The sequence below is a fragment of the Sphingorhabdus sp. Alg239-R122 genome (genome assembly GCF_900537065.1).
GTDB lineage: Bacteria > Pseudomonadota > Alphaproteobacteria > Sphingomonadales > Sphingomonadaceae > Alg239-R122.
Window position 1 is genome coordinate 260318 of record NZ_UNRC01000001.1, and the last position, 17912, is coordinate 278229.

The 17912-nt window shown below is 54.1% G+C and carries 16 protein-coding genes and 1 pseudogene; all 17 read right to left on the reverse strand.

Annotated elements, in window-relative coordinates:
• Positions 1 to 6 precede the first annotated feature (6 nt).
• On the reverse strand, positions 7 to 1656 hold the full coding sequence (locus tag G6Q15_RS01255) for a ribonuclease J (protein ID WP_164114739.1): 1650 nt from the start codon (positions 1654 to 1656) through the stop codon (positions 7 to 9).
• A gap of 4 nt (positions 1657 to 1660) precedes the next feature.
• Entirely contained in the window at positions 1661 to 2440 is a 780-nt protein-coding gene (locus G6Q15_RS01260; RefSeq protein WP_164114742.1) for a type III pantothenate kinase, read from the reverse strand.
• 3 nt (positions 2441 to 2443) lie between these two features.
• Complete coding sequence (locus G6Q15_RS01265; protein WP_345940281.1) at positions 2444 to 3178, reverse strand: biotin--[acetyl-CoA-carboxylase] ligase; 735 nt, start codon at positions 3176 to 3178, stop codon at positions 2444 to 2446.
• Complete coding sequence (gene nuoN, locus G6Q15_RS01270) at positions 3179 to 4657, reverse strand: NADH-quinone oxidoreductase subunit NuoN (RefSeq protein WP_164114748.1); 1479 nt, start codon at positions 4655 to 4657, stop codon at positions 3179 to 3181.
• The gene (locus G6Q15_RS01275) at positions 4657 to 6210 is read right to left on the reverse strand and encodes an NADH-quinone oxidoreductase subunit M (RefSeq protein ID WP_164114751.1); all 1554 of its coding nucleotides are present in this window, start codon (positions 6208 to 6210) and stop codon (positions 4657 to 4659) included. The genes nuoN and G6Q15_RS01275 overlap by 1 nt, the downstream gene beginning before the upstream one ends.
• Before the next feature lies 1 nt (position 6211).
• Positions 6212 to 8221 (reverse strand): NADH-quinone oxidoreductase subunit L, encoded by a 2010-nt coding sequence (gene nuoL, locus G6Q15_RS01280; protein ID WP_164114754.1) that lies wholly within the window; start codon positions 8219 to 8221, stop codon positions 6212 to 6214.
• A gap of 6 nt (positions 8222 to 8227) precedes the next feature.
• Entirely contained in the window at positions 8228 to 8533 is a 306-nt protein-coding gene (gene nuoK / locus G6Q15_RS01285; RefSeq protein WP_164114757.1) for an NADH-quinone oxidoreductase subunit NuoK, read from the reverse strand.
• Positions 8530 to 9144, reverse strand: a complete 615-nt coding sequence (locus G6Q15_RS01290) for an NADH-quinone oxidoreductase subunit J (RefSeq protein WP_164114761.1) — start codon at positions 9142 to 9144, stop codon at positions 8530 to 8532. The genes nuoK and G6Q15_RS01290 overlap by 4 nt, the downstream gene beginning before the upstream one ends.
• Before the next feature lie 34 nt (positions 9145 to 9178).
• Complete coding sequence (gene nuoI, locus G6Q15_RS01295) at positions 9179 to 9664, reverse strand: NADH-quinone oxidoreductase subunit NuoI (RefSeq protein WP_164114764.1); 486 nt, start codon at positions 9662 to 9664, stop codon at positions 9179 to 9181.
• Complete coding sequence (gene nuoH / locus G6Q15_RS01300) at positions 9661 to 10713, reverse strand: NADH-quinone oxidoreductase subunit NuoH (RefSeq protein ID WP_164114767.1); 1053 nt, start codon at positions 10711 to 10713, stop codon at positions 9661 to 9663. The genes nuoI and nuoH overlap by 4 nt, the downstream gene beginning before the upstream one ends.
• Positions 10710 to 12722 carry an NADH-quinone oxidoreductase subunit NuoG gene (gene nuoG, locus G6Q15_RS01305; protein WP_164114769.1) on the reverse strand — a complete coding sequence of 671 codons (2013 nt, stop codon included), beginning with the start codon at positions 12720 to 12722 and terminating at the stop codon, positions 10710 to 10712. The genes nuoH and nuoG overlap by 4 nt, the downstream gene beginning before the upstream one ends.
• Entirely contained in the window at positions 12722 to 14050 is a 1329-nt protein-coding gene (gene nuoF, locus G6Q15_RS01310; protein WP_164114772.1) for an NADH-quinone oxidoreductase subunit NuoF, read from the reverse strand. The genes nuoG and nuoF overlap by 1 nt, the downstream gene beginning before the upstream one ends.
• Positions 14051 to 14141: 91 nt before the next feature.
• Complete coding sequence (locus G6Q15_RS01315) at positions 14142 to 14807, reverse strand: NAD(P)H-dependent oxidoreductase subunit E (protein WP_164114776.1); 666 nt, start codon at positions 14805 to 14807, stop codon at positions 14142 to 14144.
• Positions 14808 to 15005: 198 nt separating this feature from the next.
• Complete coding sequence (locus tag G6Q15_RS01320; protein WP_164114778.1) at positions 15006 to 16238, reverse strand: NADH-quinone oxidoreductase subunit D; 1233 nt, start codon at positions 16236 to 16238, stop codon at positions 15006 to 15008.
• Positions 16239 to 16273: 35 nt separating this feature from the next.
• Positions 16274 to 16876: pseudogene (locus G6Q15_RS01325) on the reverse strand (NADH-quinone oxidoreductase subunit C); the annotation flags it as partial.
• 1 nt (position 16877) lies between these two features.
• Positions 16878 to 17396 carry an NADH-quinone oxidoreductase subunit B gene (locus tag G6Q15_RS01330; RefSeq protein ID WP_164115081.1) on the reverse strand — a complete coding sequence of 173 codons (519 nt, stop codon included), beginning with the start codon at positions 17394 to 17396 and terminating at the stop codon, positions 16878 to 16880.
• A 48-nt stretch (positions 17397 to 17444) separates the two neighbouring features.
• Positions 17445 to 17819, reverse strand: coding sequence for an NADH-quinone oxidoreductase subunit A (locus G6Q15_RS01335; RefSeq protein WP_164114785.1), 375 nt, complete (start codon positions 17817 to 17819; stop codon positions 17445 to 17447).
• Positions 17820 to 17912 lie beyond the last annotated feature (93 nt).

The following is a 17912-nucleotide window of genomic DNA, read 5'->3' on the forward strand; positions in this document are numbered from 1 at the left end:
TCGAAACTAACCCTCAACTATCAAAACATGCACAACAGGTTTTTTACCGGTCCAGCGTGTGGCACAGCGGCGCACCGCAATACGTACGGCCTCACGCATTTTCTCAATATTTTGAACAGGCCCCTTGCCTTGTTTACGAATAGCATCGACTGCATCGTCACTGGCTTCATCGCAAAAAGTGATTAAATCTTCGTCCAGAGGCAGGCCCGCAGGCGCAACAACTGGATCACCCGCTAGCATAGCTTTGCCGTTCAGTGCGACGGCAACGCTGACATGGCCATTATGTGCCAGTTTGCGGCGTTCATTGATTGCTCCGCCATCAGCGGGCAATATAACATCGCCGTCCAGTATCAGTCGGCCTGAAAATTCACTGCTGACTTTGCTTGGCTTGCCTGGTGCAAGGCGGATCAAATCACCATTCTTTTGTACGATTGCTTTCGCAATGCCGCATTCCTTGCCGAAACGTGCCTGTTCCATCATATGCCGCATTTCACCATGTACTGGCACAAGAATTTCCGGTTTTATCCAGCCATACATGTCCGTTAGTTCAGGGCGCCCCGGGTGGCCGGAGACATGGATGTGTGCTTGCCGCTCGGTCACCATGATGACACCTTTTTCGGCAAGTTGGTTCTGGATGAAACCGATGGCAATTTCGTTACCCGGAATCTGTTTGGAAGAGAAAAGCACTGCATCGCCCTGCTCTACCTTTATCTGATGTGTATCGCTGGCAATCCGGCCAAGTGCGGCACGGGGCTCGCCCTGTCCACCTGTTGCAATAACCATGACTTTGTTACGCGGCAGCTTCATCGCTTCGTTAAAATCTACCGTTGCAGGAAAATCTTTCAGATACCCATGTTGCTGCGCATTTTCGATAATGCGATGCAGCGAACGGCCTGCGACACAGAGTTTGCGACCTGTTTTTTTTGCAACCTCACCCAGAGTGTGGAGCCGCGCCACATTCGATGCAAATGTGGTAACAATAACGCGGTTCTTCTGTTTCCTGACTTCCTCAATCAGGTTGTCCCGCACATCGCCCTCAGAGCCTGAGGCATTGGGATTGAACACATTGGTGGAATCACACACGAGCGCCAACACACCTTCATTGCCGATTTCGGTGAGTTGCTCAGGGGTGGATGGTACACCCACGATCGGTTCATCATCAAGTTTCCAGTCGCCTGTATGGAAAATGCGTCCATAGGGCGTATCAATAATGACTGCGTTACCCTCTGCTATTGAATGCGCCAGCGGCACATAGCGAAAATCAAAGGGACCAAGTTCAAAACTGCCTTCATTATCGATGATATTGAGTTCAACATCATCCGTAAGACCTGCTTCATCCAGCTTGCGTTTGATAAGTCCCGCAGTAAACGGCGTTGCATAAAGCGGTACGCCTAGGTCTGCGGCTAGATAGGGTACAGCGCCAATATGATCTTCATGGCCGTGGGTCAGCACAATACCCAACAGATCATCGCTGTGTTCTTCGATGAATTGCAAGTCCGGGAAGATCAAGTCGATACCAGGATAAGCGGGATCGGAAAAAGTCATGCCCAGATCAACCATCACCCATTTGCCGTCACAGCCATACAGGTTGGCATTCATGCCAATTTCACCCGACCCGCCAAGGGCCAGGAACAAAAGCTCGTTTTTCGGCTTCATCTGATTATTTTCCAATTCTTTTGTACAGGATGTTGAGGCCCTTGAGTGTCAGGTCGGACACGACCTCATCAAATATGTCCGTAGGTCCATCGAATAATGGCGCGAGCCCGCCTGTTGCAATCACCTTAACCGGGCGGCCGATTTCTTCTGTTAGCCGTGACGTCATGCCTTCAATCATTGAAACATAACCCCAAAAAACCCCGCTATGCATGGCATCTTCGGTGGTTTTTCCAATCACCTTGTCGCCTGGCTTGGGTTCGGTAATCACAATGCGTGGTAGCTTTGCCGCTGCAGTCACCAACGCTTCCAACGACAGGTTAATGCCAGGCGCAATCACGCCGCCCTTATAACTGCCATTAAAATCGACAATGTCGAACGTTGTGGCGGTGCCAAAATCGATGATAATCAGGTCGCTTTCCCATGCGGCATAGGCGGCAATGGCATTGACAATCCGGTCTGCACCTACTGCGCCAGGATCTGGCAAATCGACTTTCATACCATATTCTACGGGAGGTTGTCCGGTGATAAGTGGTTCTTTATGGCAATATTTGCGCGTGAAGGAAGCCAGGTTCCGCATCACGCCCGGCACAACGCTGGCCATGATAACATCGTCAATATCTGCAAACGATAAATTATTGAGCTGCAACAGCTGGTTCAGCCAGACGGCATATTCATCACTGGTTCGCTTGGTATTGGTGGCAATGCGCCAGCGAAAGTGGATGTCCTCTTCCTCAATAAGCGCGAAAACGATATTGGTATTGCCGACATCAATGGCGAGCAGCATCTGCTATTCCTCTATATTCCGGACGATTTCGACATCGCCCGCATGAATTACCTGAACCGCGCCGCTTTCCGTACGGATTTTGAGCGAACCGTTTACGTCTATCCCGATAAAGGTTCCGGTCAAATGATTTGCGCCCTCACGGGAAATTTTGATTTCAGTCCCTGTTTTATGGGCTTTGTCCTGCCACTTATCAAGCGTGTAGGATATGGGTTTATCACGCCATTCAGCGTAGATATGTTGGAATTTTTCAGCCAGTTCGCCAACAACTATGGTTGCATCAAGCGATTTTGGCGCGCCGGCATCATGCAAACAGGTGACTTCGCGGCCCGGGATATCGGGTGCCGCGGCAATGTTGATGCCTATCCCGACAATCACAGCATCTTCACAGCGTTCGAGCAGCATACCGCAAAGCTTTTTACCACCCACTAGCACATCATTGGGCCATTTGAGCTGTGGTGGGTTACCCGTCAGATAGGGCGCGACTGTATCATATACCGCCAGCGCAGTAACAAACGCCAATGTGGAAGCTGGCGGATCATCTGCGCGAAGCCGTACAAGCGTGCTGGCAAACAGGTTGCCTACAGGGCTTTCCCATGTCCGCCCCAGCCTGCCGCGCCCTGCATTCTGCCGCTCTGCGCGTATCCATAGCCCCTCCGCCGCGCCAGCACGGGCGTGTTCCAGCATATCGGCATTGGTGGAGGCCGTAAGCTGAACAGTTTCAATACGTGTTTTCAGAATCTAAAGGGCCCAAAACAGTGCCGCTGCTGCCTGATCCGCAATATTGCCCAGCACAGGTATCAGGAGATATCCAAGCGGCGACACGAACAGCGCGCAGAGTGCGATAATGACCGCATGGCTTTTGCTGTCACTCTTGACTACCACATCCGCAGATTCATCAAAATACATTACCTTGATAACCTTAAGATAGTAAAATGCGCCGATCACTGATGCGGCGATACCAAGCGCCGCAAGCAGAATCAGGTCCGCCTGCACCGCCGCTTCAAACACCAAAAACTTGCCCCAGAAACCAAAAAGCGGCGGAATGCCAGCAAGTGAGAACATGAATATCGCTATCGCCGCAGCCAATCCCGGACGCGATTTGGATAGCCCGGCGAGTGAGGATATTTCCTCCACCTGATTTCCATCCGCATCGCGCAGGTCGAGCACCGCCACGAAACTACCCAATGTCATGGCAACATAGATCATCAGGTAAACCAGCATTGCCGACGCACCCGCCTGGTTTGCGGCAGCAAGGCCAATCAGGATAAAGCCGACATTATTAATCGAGCTATAGGCCAGCAGGCGTTTGATATTGGTCTGGCCAATCGCGCCCGCCGCACCGACAACAATCGATGCGAGCGCAATAAAGATGATAATCTGCTGCCACGCAGCTATCTGGCTGCCAAAGGCCTCGATCGCAAGCCGCATGGTAAGCGCAAGTGCCGCAACCTTGGGCGCAGTGGCAAAGAAGGTTGTCACCGGCGTCGGTGCACCTTCATAGACATCCGGCGTCCACATATGGAACGGTACCGCACTGATCTTGAACGCCATGCCGGCGAGCACAAATATCAACCCGAATAGCGCACCTGTCGAAAGGCCGCTTTCAAATGCCTGATTAATAGCGTTAAAGTTCGTCGTGCCGGTAAAGCCGTAGAGCAGCGACATGCCGAACAGCAATATGCCACTGGCAAGACCGCCAAGCACGAAATATTTGAGACCCGCCTCAGCAGAGCGTTCGTCATTGCGCAGGAAGCTTGCCAGTACATAGGCCGCAAGGCTGTTCAGTTCGAGGCCGATATAGAGTGTCATCAGGTCAACCGCCGACACCATCATGCCCATGCCAATCGCCGCAAAGACAATCAGCACCGGATATTCAGGACGCATGACAGCGCTGCGTCCGCCCGCAACATTGTCAAAGAAACGCGGCGCAATGATGATTGAGACAATCGCTGAAATATAGATCAGCAGCTTAGTCAGTGACCCGAACTTGTCGAGCCGGTACTGTCCGAAAAATGCATCGCCGCCTTCCGCAAAAGCAGGATTAAGCAGGAATTCCAGCGCTACGGCTGAAGAGGCAAACAGCGCCGTCACCGCCAGTATGCTAACAAGGCGAGCGGATTTGAAACCACCCCATGCGCCGATAAGCAGTAATAACAGACCACTTGCACTCAGGATAATTTCAGGTGCGACCAGATAAAGGGAATTACCAACTGACATTAATGGCCTCCCTCGCTTGCTTCATGGGAGCCATGCTCGCCCTTCTCTTCTTCTTTCGGTGCGCCCATTGCGATCTGCGCATCCCCTTCGGGCTGCGCACGGGCAATACGTGCTTCGAGTGTCGTAATATCCTGCCGCATCGGCGCGAGGAAATTTTCAGGGTAGACGCCCATCCACAGCACCACCGCAGCAATTGGCGCCAGCAGTGCCATTTCACGGCCGCTAAGGTCAGACATCGCCTTCACATCCTCATGCACCAGGTCGCCATAGGCAACGCGGCGATAGAGATAGAGCATATAGCCCGCGCCCAGAATGATCCCCGTGGTGCACACCAGCGCTACCCAGCTGGAAACCTTGTAAATGCCTAGCAGTGACAGGAATTCACCAACAAAACCGCTGGTGCCCGGCAGGCCGATTGAGGCCATGGTGAACAGCAGGAATAGGAGCGCATATTTCGGCATGTTGTTCGACAGTCCGCCATAGCGGTCAATTTCCCGCGTGTGCAGCCGGTCGTAAATCACACCGACACACAGGAACAGCGCGCCCGATACCAGGCCATGGCTCAGCATCACGATCATCGCGCCTTCAAGCCCCTGTTTGTTGAAAGCGAACAGACCCACCGTCACAATCGCCATATGAGCGACCGAGGAATAGGCAATCAGCTTTTTCATGTCATGCTGCACCAGCGCGACGAGCGAGGTATAGACCACCGCCACCATCGACAGGCCAAATATCAGCCAGGCAAACTGCGCAGATGCTTCAGGGAACATAGGTAACGAGAAACGGATAAAGCCGTACCCGCCGAGTTTCAGCAGCACGCCCGCCAGAATGACCGAACCCGCTGTTGGCGCCTGAACGTGCGCATCGGGTAACCAGGTATGCACTGGCCACATCGGCATTTTTACCGCAAAACTGGCGAAAAAGGCAAGCCAGAGCCATGTCTGCGCTTCCGGTGCGAAATCATAGTTCATTAGCGTCGGAATATCAGTCGTTCCCGCCTGATTGGTCATCCACAGCATTGCAATCAGCATCAGCACCGATCCAAGCAATGTGTAAAGGAAGAACTTATATGACGCGTAAATCCGGTCCACGCCGCCCCAGATACCTATAATCAGGTACATCGGGATCAGGCCTGCCTCAAAAAAGATATAGAACAGGAAAATATCCTGCGCCGCGAACACGCCAATCATCAACGTTTCCATAAACAGGAATGCCGCCATATATTCGCCGACACGTTTCTGGATCGTTTCCCAGCTTGCTCCGATGCATATCGGCATCAGGAACACCGAGAGCATAATCAACATCAATGCAATGCCGTCAATGCCGAGCGCCCATGAGAAACGCCCGAATATGGGAGCGCTTTCGGTAAACTGCCATTGCGCGCCGCCAATATCGTAATTGAGCCACAGTACAATGCCGAGCACAAGATTGGCAAGCGTGGCAATCAGTGCCATCCAACGTGCCGAATTGGCAGACAGGAACAGGCAGACGATGGCAGCTATAGTGGGGATAGCCAGCATCAGCGACAGGATTGGAAAACCGAGATCGTTCATCTTATCGCACCATTACCCATGTGATCGCCGCCACAAGCCCCAGGAGCATGACCAGCGCATAGCTGTAAAGATATCCGGTCTGAAGCCTGCCAGCGACCTTGCTGCCATAGCTGACCAGAGTTGCCGCGCCATCAGGGCCGAAACGGTCGATGGTCTGTTGGTCGCCGCGTTTCCAGAACAGGCGTCCGAACCAGAAAGCCGGCTTGACAAAGATAAGGTCATACAGCTCATCAAAATACCATTTGTTGAAGAAGAACTGGTACAGGCCGCGGAACTGGTTCGCGAGTGCCTGCGGCCGTCCTTCGCCTCGCATATACATGTAAAATGCCGTGCCCAGCCCGATCAGCATCGCGAATGTCGATGACAGTTTAACCCAGTAAGGCACTTCATGAATGGCGTGCATCAGATGTTCGTCAAAGGCGATGCTGCCATTCCAGAACGCCGCGCCCTGCTCCGCATCGATAAAGGCATGGTGGAACACGAAACCGGCAAATATTGCGCCCATTGCGAGCACGCCCAGTGGTATCAGCATGGTGAGTGGGCTTTCATGAGGGTGATAGCCGCCCGTGCTGTCTTCGGCTGTTTCGGGTGTCTTGTGTACGCTGTGCTGAATATGTTCGGATTCGATCCAGCGCGGCTTACCCCAGAATGTCAGGAACATCAGCCGCCAACTATAGAAACTGGTGAGCAATGCCGCAGTGACACCAACGAAGAATGCGATACTGCCCATTTCAGTGCCGCTCGCATAAGCCGCTTCGATAATCGCGTCTTTTGAGAAGAAACCGGCAAAGCCAAGTGCAGGGATCGCGCCGATATGGATGATACCCACACCGGTAATCGCCAAAGTGCCCGCCAGCATCGCCCAGAATGTGAGCGGGATTTCTTTTTTAAGGCCGCCATAATAGCGCATGTCCTGTTCATGGTGCATGGCGTGGATGACACTGCCCGCACCGAGGAACAACAGCGCCTTGAAGAACGCATGTGTGAACAGGTGGAACATTGCTGCGCCATAGGCGCCCACGCCTGTTGCAAAAAACATGTAACCAAGCTGAGAGCAGGTTGAATAGGCAATCACGCGTTTGATGTCAGTCTGAACGAGACCAACTGTTGCCGCAAACAGTGCCGTGGCCGCGCCCACGAAAGTCACGACCGCCAGCGCCGTTTCACTGGTTTCAAACATGGGTGAAAGGCGGCAGACCATGAATACGCCCGCGGTCACCATGGTCGCGGCATGGATCAGAGCCGACACAGGTGTCGGGCCTTCCATCGCGTCGGGCAGCCATGTGTGCAGGCCTAGCTGCGCCGATTTGCCCATCGCACCGATAAACAGCAGCAGGCAGAGGATCGTCATGGTGTCAAACCGCATACCAAGGAACCCGATGGTGGAACCCGCCATGGCAGGCGCAGCGGCCAGGATTTCAGGGATGGAAACGGTGCCAAACACCAGGAACGTGCCGAAAATACCCAGCATGAAACCAAGGTCGCCGACACGGTTGACCACGAATGCCTTGATTGCCGCGGCATTCGCACTGGGTTTCTTGAACCAGAAGCCGATCAGCAGGTAAGAGGCAAGCCCCACGCCCTCCCAGCCAAAGAACATCTGCACCAGGTTATCGGCGGTTACCAGCATCAGCATGGCAAAGGTGAAAAGCGAGAGATAGGCAAAAAAGCGTGGCTGGTCAGGGTCTTCATCCATATAGCCCCAGCTATAAAGATGCACTAGCGCGGACACGGTGGTGACAACAACCAGCATCACGGCGGTCAATGTGTCAACACTCAGCGCCCAGTTGAAATTCAGGTCGCCGGAGCGCACCCAGTCAAGCACCGGCACCACAAATGCCTGCGTATCACCGCCCAGGAAGCTCAGGAAAATAGGCCAGCTGAGTGCACAGGAAACAAACAGCGCGCCGGTGGTTATCACCTTGGCTGGAATATTGCCCAGCGCCCGGTTGCCCAGCCCCGCAATGATCGCCGCCAGCAGGGGCAGGAATACGATAAGTTTAATGGCCACGCCCGTTTACCCCTTCATCCGGTTGATATCATCAACCGCAATCGTGCCGCGACCGCGAAAATAAATCACCAGTATCGCAAGGCCAATTGCTGCCTCGCCCGCTGCAACGGTCAGCACGAACATCGCGAATACTTGTCCCACCATATCGCCCAGGAACGCGCTGAACGCGACCAGGTTGATATTCACCGCGAGCAGGATCAGCTCGATCGCCATCAGGATGATGATGACATTCTTGCGGTTCAGGAAAATGCCCAGCACGCCCATCACAAACAGGATGGAGCTCACCACTATATAATGCTCTATGCCGATCATAGTTCGACCCCCTTGCCCACTTCGGGTTGCATATTGCGTGTTGCATCCTCGGGCCGCCGCGCGACTTGTTCAGACACGTTTTGCGGACGGACACCGGCGCGTTTCCGGTTGGTCAGCACAATCGCGCCCACCATCGCCACCAGCAGGATGATACCTGCCGTTTCGAACAGGAAAATATATTTGGTGTAGAGAAGCTCACCCACTGCTTCGATATTAGTCGCGCCTTCACGTGCCGGATTGACCGGCGTATCCGCCAGCTCGATCTTGCCCGCCTGATAAGCGCCAATACCGAATATCAGTTCCATTACGAAGACAATGGCAAGCAATATACCGAGCGGTACATTTTTCATGAAACCTGCGCGCAGTTCGGCAAAGTCAATGTCCAGCATCATCACCACGAACAGGAACAGCACCGCAACCGCGCCGACATAGACAATGACCAGCAGCATCGCGATAAATTCCGCACCGACAAGTACCATCAGTCCCGCCGCATTGAAGAACGCGAGGATCAGCCACAGCACGCTGTGCACCGGATTGCGCGAAAAAATCGTAAACGCACCGCTGGCGATCAGCAGTACCGCGAATAGGTAGAATGTGAAAACCTGTATCACTATATTTCAAGCCCCGTTGGATTCGTCACGCGCATTACCGGTATGGTGCATCCGCTTCAAGGTTCGCCGCAATGGCACGTTCCCACTTATCCCCGTTCGCAAGCAGCTTCTGCTTGTCATAAAGCAGCTCCTCACGGGTTTCGGTGGCATATTCGAAATTCGGCCCTTCAACCACGGCATCGACCGGGCAGGCTTCCTGGCAAAAACCGCAGTAGATGCACTTGGTCATGTCAATGTCATAACGCGTGGTGCGGCGCGAGCCATCTTCGCGCGGCTCCGCCTCAATGGTGATCGCCTGCGCAGGGCACACCGCCTCGCACAGCTTGCACGCTATGCAGCGTTCTTCGCCATTGGGATAGCGCCGCAGTGCGTGTTCCCCGCGAAATCGCGGACTCAGCGGATTTTTTTCATGCGGATAGTTGATCGTCACTTTGGGTTTGAAGAAATACTTCAAAGTCAGTGCATGCGCTTTCACAAATTCCCAAAGGGTAAAGGCTTTAATGGTTTGTGCAATACTCATAGCGGCCACCCATTATCTCTGATCATCACGTATCCGCTCACAATCACGACCCATGCCAGCGAGAGAGGCAGGAAGATTTTCCAGCCCAGACGCATCAACTGATCATAGCGGTAGCGTGGGACCGTTGCCATGACCCAGCTGAAGATAAAGAAGAACACGAATATCTTGAGCAACAACCAGATAATACCCGGCACAGCGTAAAGCGGTGCCCAATCGATCGGCGGCAACCAGCCACCCCAGAACAGAATTGCGTTGAGTGCGCACATCAGTAGGATATTGGCATATTCGCCAAGCCAGAACAGTGCAAAGCTCATCGAGCTATATTCGGTCTGATACCCGGCCACTAGCTCACTTTCCGCCTCGGTCAGATCAAACGGGTGCCGCGCGGTTTCCGCCATTGCGGAAATCAGGAACACGACCGCCATCGGGAACAGTAGTGGGTTCAGGCCATAGGCATTGACGATACCGCCAATATGTCCCTTTTGCGCCATAATGATATCGCTCAGGTTGAACGTTCCTGCCATCAGGACGACAGTTATCAGCGTAAAGCCAATCGAAACTTCATAGGAAATCATCTGCGCTGCGGCGCGCATGGAGGAGAAAAACGGATATTTTGAGTTGGACGCCCAACCTGAAATCACCACGCCGTAAACGCCCAGCGAGCTGATCGCCAAAATATAAAGCAGCCCCACGTTGATATTGGACAGTACGGCGGTTTCACTGAACGGAATAACCGCCCAGGCCGCGAGCGCCACGGTGAAAGTGATGATCGGCGCAATCAGGAAAAGCCCTTTATTGGCCGCGCTTGGAATAATCGTTTCCTGCAGGAATACTTTTAAACCGTCAGCAAAGCTTTGCAGCAACCCGAACGGTCCCACCACGTTGGGCCCGCGACGCAGGTTTATCGCCGCCCAGATCTTGCGGTCGGCATAGACAATCATGGCCACTGACAGCAGCAGTGGCAGCACAATAATGAGAATGCCCGAAATGGTCGCGACAAACCACGCCCATTCATAAGTCATGCCCAGAGATTGGAAAAATTCGGTCATTCCGCCGCCTCCAGCATATCATCCGCATGCAGCAATTCTGCTGAGCAGCGCTGCATCGTCGCGCTGGCGCGCGCGACCGAATTGGTCAAGTAGAAATCCTTGATCGGATAGCCAAGCACGCCTTCGCACTTGCTATCCAGTTTGGGCGGTGCCCAGTCATAGTTGGCCAAGCCTTCATAGCCGAGCGCAGGCACGGCTTTCGCCATCGCCGCGCGGCATGCATCAAAGCTGTCAAATGGCAGCGTGTGGCCAAGCACATCGGACAGTGCGCGTAGAATAGACCAATCTTCGCGCGCATCGCCCGGGGCAAATACTGCCTTGTTGGAAAATTGTACGCGGCCCTCCAGATTGACATATGTGCCATTCTTTTCAGGATAAGCCGCCGCCGGCAAGATAACATCCGCCGCATGTGCGCCTGCATCGCCATGATGGCCGATATAGACTTTGAAACTGCCCTCAAACTGGTTGTAATCAACTTCATCCGCGCCCAATGCAAACAACAACGCAGGTTTAGACGCAACAATATCCGCAAGACCGCCTTCTTGTGCGTAACCGAGCATCAATCCGCCCATACGTGCGGCAGAGAAATGCAGCACATTAAAGCCGTTCCAATCGTCACGGATCATTTTAAACTTGTCAGCAAGCTTTAGAGCCGCGCCATGCACACCCTCCATCGCCAGTGCGCCGCCACCCATGATAATGGCGGGCTTTCCTGCGCCTTTCAAGGCATCAGACACAGCTTTCGGCAGCTTGCCAAGCACTTTGGCATCTTCGCCCAACCATTCGACTTTGTAAGTGAGGTCGGTTTCAGGGCCCACGGCAAACACTTTCGCGCCGCGTTTGATCGCTTTGCGGATGCGTGTATTTACTAGTGGTGCTTCCCAGCGCAGGTTCGTGCCGATCAGCAGAATCGCATCGGCTTCCTCGATACCGTTTATTGTGCTGTTGAAATTGACTGCTGCGAGGTTGCTGGTGTCATAGGCTAAGCCTGTCTGACGACCTTCGAGCATCTTCGAGCCCATTGCGCCGAGCAATTCACGCGCGGCGAACATGGTTTCGCAATCCACCATATCGCCCGCGATGGCTGCCACGGACTTGCCCGCTTTCTTGGCCACCTTGGCAATCGCCTTGAACGCCTCATCCCAGCTCATTTCGACCAGCTTGCCGCCCTTGCGTACAAATGGCTTGTCGAGGCGGCGACGCACCAGACCATCGACCATATAGCGTGTCTTGTCAGTCGCCCATTCCTCGTTCACGTTATCATTGACACGCGGCAGCACGCGCAGCACTTCCCTGCCCCGGCTGTCAAAACGGATATTGGTGCCAACCGCGTCGGACACGTCGATGCCCAGCGTTTTCTTAAGTTCCCACGGACGCGCTTCAAACGCATATGGTTTGGATGTCAGCGCGCCCACGGGGCATAGATCGATCACATTACCCGAAAGCTCACTATGCACGGCTTGTTCCAGATAGCTGGTAATCTGCATAGCTTCACCGCGACCAATCGCACCGATTTCCTCGACTCCCGCCACTTCTTCGGAGAAACGGACACAGCGGGTACAATGGATGCAGCGCGTCATAACCGTCTTGACGATCGGCCCCATATATTTTTCGGTGACCGCACGCTTATTCTCTTCGAACCGCGAACCACCACGGCCATAGGCAATCGCCTGGTCCTGCAAGTCGCATTCGCCGCCCTGATCGCAGATCGGGCAGTCAAGCGGATGGTTGATGAGCAGAAATTCCATCACGCCTTCGCGCGCCTTTTTCACCATTTCGGTGTCGGTGCGGATTTCCTGGCCATCTGCAGCTGGCAGCGCGCAACTCGCCTGCGGCTTTGGTGGTCCGGGCTTTACCTCGACCAAGCACATGCGGCAGTTGCCGGCAATGGAAAGGCGTTCATGATAGCAGAAACGCGGGATTTCCTTGCCTGCAAGCTCCGCCGCCTGCAGCACAGTTGCGCCCTGTGGGACTTCCAGTTCTACGCCATCTACGGTGACTTTGGGCATTATTCAGCCGCCTCCATAATCTCTGCACCACTGCCCTGCTGCTCACGGATACGGCGCTCCATTTCGGGCCGGAAGTGACGGATCAGGCCCTGGATCGGCCAGGCTGCTGCATCGCCAAGTGCACAGATCGTGTGACCTTCAACCTGCTTGGTTACTTCATATAAAGTATCAATATCTTCGATTTCAGCATTGCCATCACGCATTTTTTCCATCACGCGCCACATCCAGCCTGTGCCTTCACGGCACGGTGTGCACTGACCGCAGCTTTCATGTTTGTAGAAATAGCTGAGCCGGGAAATTGCTCGTACAATATCGGTAGACTTGTCCATCACTATAACCGCTGCCGTACCAAGGCCTGAGCCAACGTCTTTCAGACCGTCAAAGTCCATCGGTGCGTTCATAATCTGTTCAGCGGGAACGAGCGGAACGGAAGAACCACCGGGAATGACCGCGAGCAGGTTGTCCCAGCCCCCGGTGATACCGCCGCAATGCTTTTCGATCATGTCCTTGAACGGGATGGACATGGCCTCTTCGAAAACAGCCGGTTTTTCGACGTGGCCCGATACCTGGAACAGTTTCGTGCCATGATTGTTTTCACGGCCAAAGCTTGCAAACCATGCCCCACTGCGCCGCATGATAGTGGGAACAACAGCAATTGATTCCACGTTATTTACTGTGGTTGGGCAGCCATAAAGGCCTGCACCTGCGGGAAATGGCGGTTTCAGGCGTGGTTGACCCTTTTTGCCTTCCAGGCTTTCGATCATCGCGGTTTCTTCGCCGCAGATATAAGCACCTGCACCGCGATGCACGAACACATCGAAATCATAACCGGACCCAGCGGCATTCTTGCCAATCAGGCCTGCATCATAGGCTTCCGCCACCGCTTTTTCGAGTGCAATGGCTTCGGCGATATATTCGCCGCGGATATAGATATAGGCGGCACGCGCGCGCATTGCGTACCCTGCCACCAGTGCGCCTTCGATCAGCTTGTGCGGATCGCCGCGCATGATTTCGCGGTCCTTGCATGACCCTGGCTCAGATTCATCAGCGTTAATGACCAGAAAACTGGGTCGCGGATTGCCCTGCGCATCTTTTGGCGCTTCCTTGGGCATGAAGGACCATTTCAGGCCGGTCGGGAACCCTGCCCCGCCGCGACCGCGCAGGCCGGATGCCTTGATTTCCTCGATAATCTTGTCATGGCCAAGCCCCACCAGGTCCTTGGTATTATCCCAGTCCCCACGCGCCTGCGCCGCTTTCAGGTTAGGCGACTGAAAGCCATAGACATTCGTAAAGATACGGTCCTTGTCCTGAAGGAAGTCGAAACTCATTCTTCACCACTCCCCTCATCCGAGCTCTTAAGTGCAAGAAACACCACGGCCAGAGCAATAGCAACCGACCCCAGAGCAATCCAGACAGCCATTACCATTCCCCCCGGTAATCATGATTTGCATCCAGCATTTCCTTAAGCACCACTGGCCCGCCTTCGGGCTCACTGGTCTTGCGGCCCGTCTGCGACCCTGGTGTCACCTCACGGCCCGCAGCCAGTTCTTCCAGAATCTTAGTGGTGATGTCATAATCCAGATCTTCGAAATTATCGTCGTTGATCTGCACCATCGGCGCGTTGGAGCAGTTGCCCATGCATTCGACCTCAGTCAGCGTGAACAGGCCGTCTGGCGTGGTTTTGCCCTTGACCATGCCCTTGTTCCTGCACGCCGCCATGACGTCATCCGACCCGCGCAGCATGCACGGCGTGGTGCCGCATACCTGCACATGGTATTTACCGACCGGCGCCAGGTTATACATGGTGTAGAAACTCGCGACTTCGTAGGCGCGCATATAAGGCATATCCAGATATGCCGCGACATATTCGATCACCGGAACGGGCAGCCAGCCCTGCGTATCGGTATCCGCCCCCACCTGCCGCTGCGCCAGGTCAAGCAGCGGCATCACCGCACTGCGCTGCCGCCCCTCAGGATAGCGCGCAACGTACATCTTCGCCTTCTCGTCATTCTCTGGCGTAAAGGCAAAACCGCCCCATTTCGCACGAACTTCGATTTCGTCGGGGATATTGGGTGTGTCAGCCATTCAACGTCGCCTTTTCGGGATATTCCCGACGCATTCTAATCCAAAACTCTCGAATGAGCGCAGCAGGAAGTACTGCAGTGCTCATTAATGCCCAGTGGCCTATATCCAGTTCGCCACCCCGGAAATACCCCCACAGAACAGCGCCAGTGAAAAAGACGCAATAGAGTACGAATACCCGGCTCAAGAATAAGCGGAGATTCACCGGTCACACTCCCCGAACACAACGTCGATCGCGCCCAATATGGCGGTCGCGTCGGGTAGCATATGACCCTTGCACATGAAATCCATCGCCTGAAGGTGGCTAAACGCGGTTGGGCGGATCTTGCAGCGGTATGGCTTGTTGCTGCCATCACTAACCAGATAGACGCCGAATTCGCCCTTGGGGCTTTCGGTGGCGACATAGACTTCACCGGCGGGCACGTGGAAACCCTCGGTATACAGCTTGAAGTGGTGGATCAGTGCTTCCATCGACTGCTTCATCTCACCGCGCTTGGGCGGAACGACTTTACGGTCAGTGGAGGCAATCGGACCTTCGGGCATTTCATTCAGGCACTGACGCATAATGCGCGCGCTTTGGCGCACTTCCTCAACCCGGACCATGAAGCGGTCATAGCAATCGCCCTTGGTGCCGACAGGAACATCAAATTCCATCCGGCCATAGACATCATAGGGCTGTGACTTACGCAAGTCCCATGCAATACCGCTGCCGCGGATCATCGGGCCGGAAAAGCCCCATTTGATCGCGTCTTCCTTGCTCACAGTTGCGATATCGACATTGCGCTGTTTGAAAATGCGGTTGTCCACGACCAGGCTCATCGCATCTTCGAACAGTTTCGGGAATGTATCGAGCCAATCGGCAAGATCCGTCAGCAGTTTCAGCGGCACGTCCTGATGCACACCGCCGGGGCGGAACCAGGCACTGTGCATACGCGCGCCCGATGCGCGTTCAAAGAAGTTCAGGCAATCCTCACGGATTTCAAACACCCACAGGTTCGGTGTCATCGCACCCACATCCATGACATGCGCGCCGATATTGAGCATATGATTGCAGATACGCGTCAATTCGGCGAACAACACGCGCAGATATTGCGCGCGCAATGGAACCTCGAGATCAAGCAGTTTCTCAATCGCCAGCACATAGCTATATTCCTGCGCCAGCGGCGAACAGTAATCGAGCCGGTCAAAATAGGGTAGAGCCTGCAGATAGGTCTTATGCTCGATCAGCTTTTCGGTACCGCGGTGGAGCAAGCCAACATGCGGATCAATCCGTTCGATGATCTCACCGTCCAGCTCCATCACCATGCGTAGCACGCCGTGCGCCGCCGGGTGCTGCGGGCCGAAATTGATCGTGTAATTCTGGATTTCGACGTCACCTACCGTTGGATCGGCAGCATCGGTTTCGCCCAGTGTTTCTTCGAGATAATCAGCCATTATGATTTATCCTCATCCGGCTTTTCCTCTTCCACTTTTTCATCGCCCGGCAGCACGTAATCCGCGCCCTCCCAAGGCGACATAAAGTCAAAGCTGCGGAAATCCTGCGCCAGCTTTACCGGCTCATAGATCACGCGCTTATGCTCTTCGCTGTACCGCATTTCGACATGGCCGGTGAGCGGGAAATCCTTGCGAAACGGATGGCCTCGAAAACCATAATCGGTAAGGATACGGCGCAAATCAGGATTGCCTGCAAAAAGTACGCCATACATATCGTATACTTCACGCTCCAGCCATCCGGCCACGGGCCAGAGATGCGTGACAGTGGGCACCGGGGTATCTTCATCGGTACTGACTTTGACACGAACGCGGTGGTTTTCGGTAAGGCTGAGCAAATGATAACAGACCTCAAACCGCTCAGCGCGGTCAGGATAATCGACACCAGCGATTTCCATAAGCTGCTGGTAATCATGTGTATCACGCAAAATCTGTAGCGCATCAGCAATGCTGTCGCGCTGCACGGTGAAACTGATCTCGCCATGCGCCTCGACCATCTCAACCACCATCGAACCCAATGCTGCGCCCAGTTGCGCTGCAACACCGTCATTGCTTGCTATTTTCGGAGCCGAATGTACCATATTACCGTTCAATCGTTCCTGTCCGGCGAATTTTCCGCTGGAGCTGCATCACACCATAAAGCAGGGCTTCGGCAGTGGGTGGACATCCAGGCACGTAAATATCAACCGGGACAATCCGGTCACATCCACGCACCACGGAATAGCTGTAATGATAGTAGCCGCCGCCATTAGCGCAGCTACCCATCGAAATCACATATTTCGGTTCGGACATCTGGTCATATACACGGCGAAGTGCCGGTGCCATTTTATTGCAGAGCGTACCTGCCACAATCATCACGTCCGACTGGCGTGGGCTAGCGCGTGGCGCGACGCCAAAACGCTCCATATCATAGCGCGGCATGTTCACATGAATCATTTCCACTGCGCAGCAGGCAAGACCAAATGTCATCCACCATAACGAGCCCGTACGGGCCCAGGCAAACAGGTCTTCGGTCGAGGTGACAAGGAAACCCTTGTCATTCACTTCCGCATTCAGGTCGTTGAAAAATGCTTGTTCAGGCGGCGTGCCTTCGGGCGGCATGTCGGCCATGGTCGCGGGCTGGATAAGTGAATTATTGCTGTTCATAATCTACTCCCAATCCAGCGCGCCCAGTTTCCAGGCATAGGCAAAGCCCACAATCAACTCGAACAGAAAAATCATCATCGTGACCCATCCTGTCCAGCCAATTTCATTCAGCGACACCGCCCATGGAAACAAGAAAGCTGCCTCAAGGTCAAATATGATAAACAGGATCGCCACCAGATAGAAACGCACGTCAAACTGGCTGCGTGAATCTTCAAACGCGGGAAAGCCGCATTCATATTCTGTCAGCTTGTTCACTGTGGGATTGTGTGTGCCAGTCAACCGTGAAACGCCCATGGGCAGGAAGACAAAGGCAGCGGAGAGAATAAGGGCGATACCAAGAAAGAGAAGGATTGGCAGATATTGTGAAAGATCGGTCAAATCATTTCCTTCCTGACCTTGTAAAGAATCCACGGGTAAATCAGCTCCGCTTCTAAGCATGTAGGCGCATGCAAGCAAGTGTCTCACCGTGTT

Bases quoted from the DNA above. Each gene is read 5' to 3' on its own strand.
- G6Q15_RS01260 (WP_164114742.1), bottom strand. From the start codon at position 2,440: ATGCTGCTCGCCATTGATGTCGGCAATACCAATATCGTTTTCGCGCTT.
- nuoI (WP_164114764.1), bottom strand. From the start codon at position 9,664: ATGAGTATTGCACAAACCATTAAAGCCTTTACCCTTTGGGAATTTGTG.
- nuoF (WP_164114772.1), bottom strand. From the start codon at position 14,050: ATGAGTTTCGACTTCCTTCAGGACAAGGACCGTATCTTTACGAATGTC.
- nuoK (WP_164114757.1), bottom strand. From the start codon at position 8,533: ATGATCGGCATAGAGCATTATATAGTGGTGAGCTCCATCCTGTTTGTG.
- G6Q15_RS01275 (WP_164114751.1), bottom strand. From the start codon at position 6,210: ATGAACGATCTCGGTTTTCCAATCCTGTCGCTGATGCTGGCTATCCCC.
- G6Q15_RS01315 (WP_164114776.1), bottom strand. From the start codon at position 14,807: ATGGCTGACACACCCAATATCCCCGACGAAATCGAAGTTCGTGCGAAA.
- G6Q15_RS01330 (WP_164115081.1), bottom strand. From the start codon at position 17,396: ATGCCGCCCGAAGGCACGCCGCCTGAACAAGCATTTTTCAACGACCTG.
- G6Q15_RS01255 (WP_164114739.1), bottom strand. From the start codon at position 1,656: ATGAAGCCGAAAAACGAGCTTTTGTTCCTGGCCCTTGGCGGGTCGGGT.
- G6Q15_RS01320 (WP_164114778.1), bottom strand. From the start codon at position 16,238: ATGGCTGATTATCTCGAAGAAACACTGGGCGAAACCGATGCTGCCGAT.
- nuoG (WP_164114769.1), bottom strand. From the start codon at position 12,722: ATGCCCAAAGTCACCGTAGATGGCGTAGAACTGGAAGTCCCACAGGGC.
- nuoH (WP_164114767.1), bottom strand. From the start codon at position 10,713: ATGACCGAATTTTTCCAATCTCTGGGCATGACTTATGAATGGGCGTGG.
- nuoN (WP_164114748.1), bottom strand. From the start codon at position 4,657: ATGTCAGTTGGTAATTCCCTTTATCTGGTCGCACCTGAAATTATCCTG.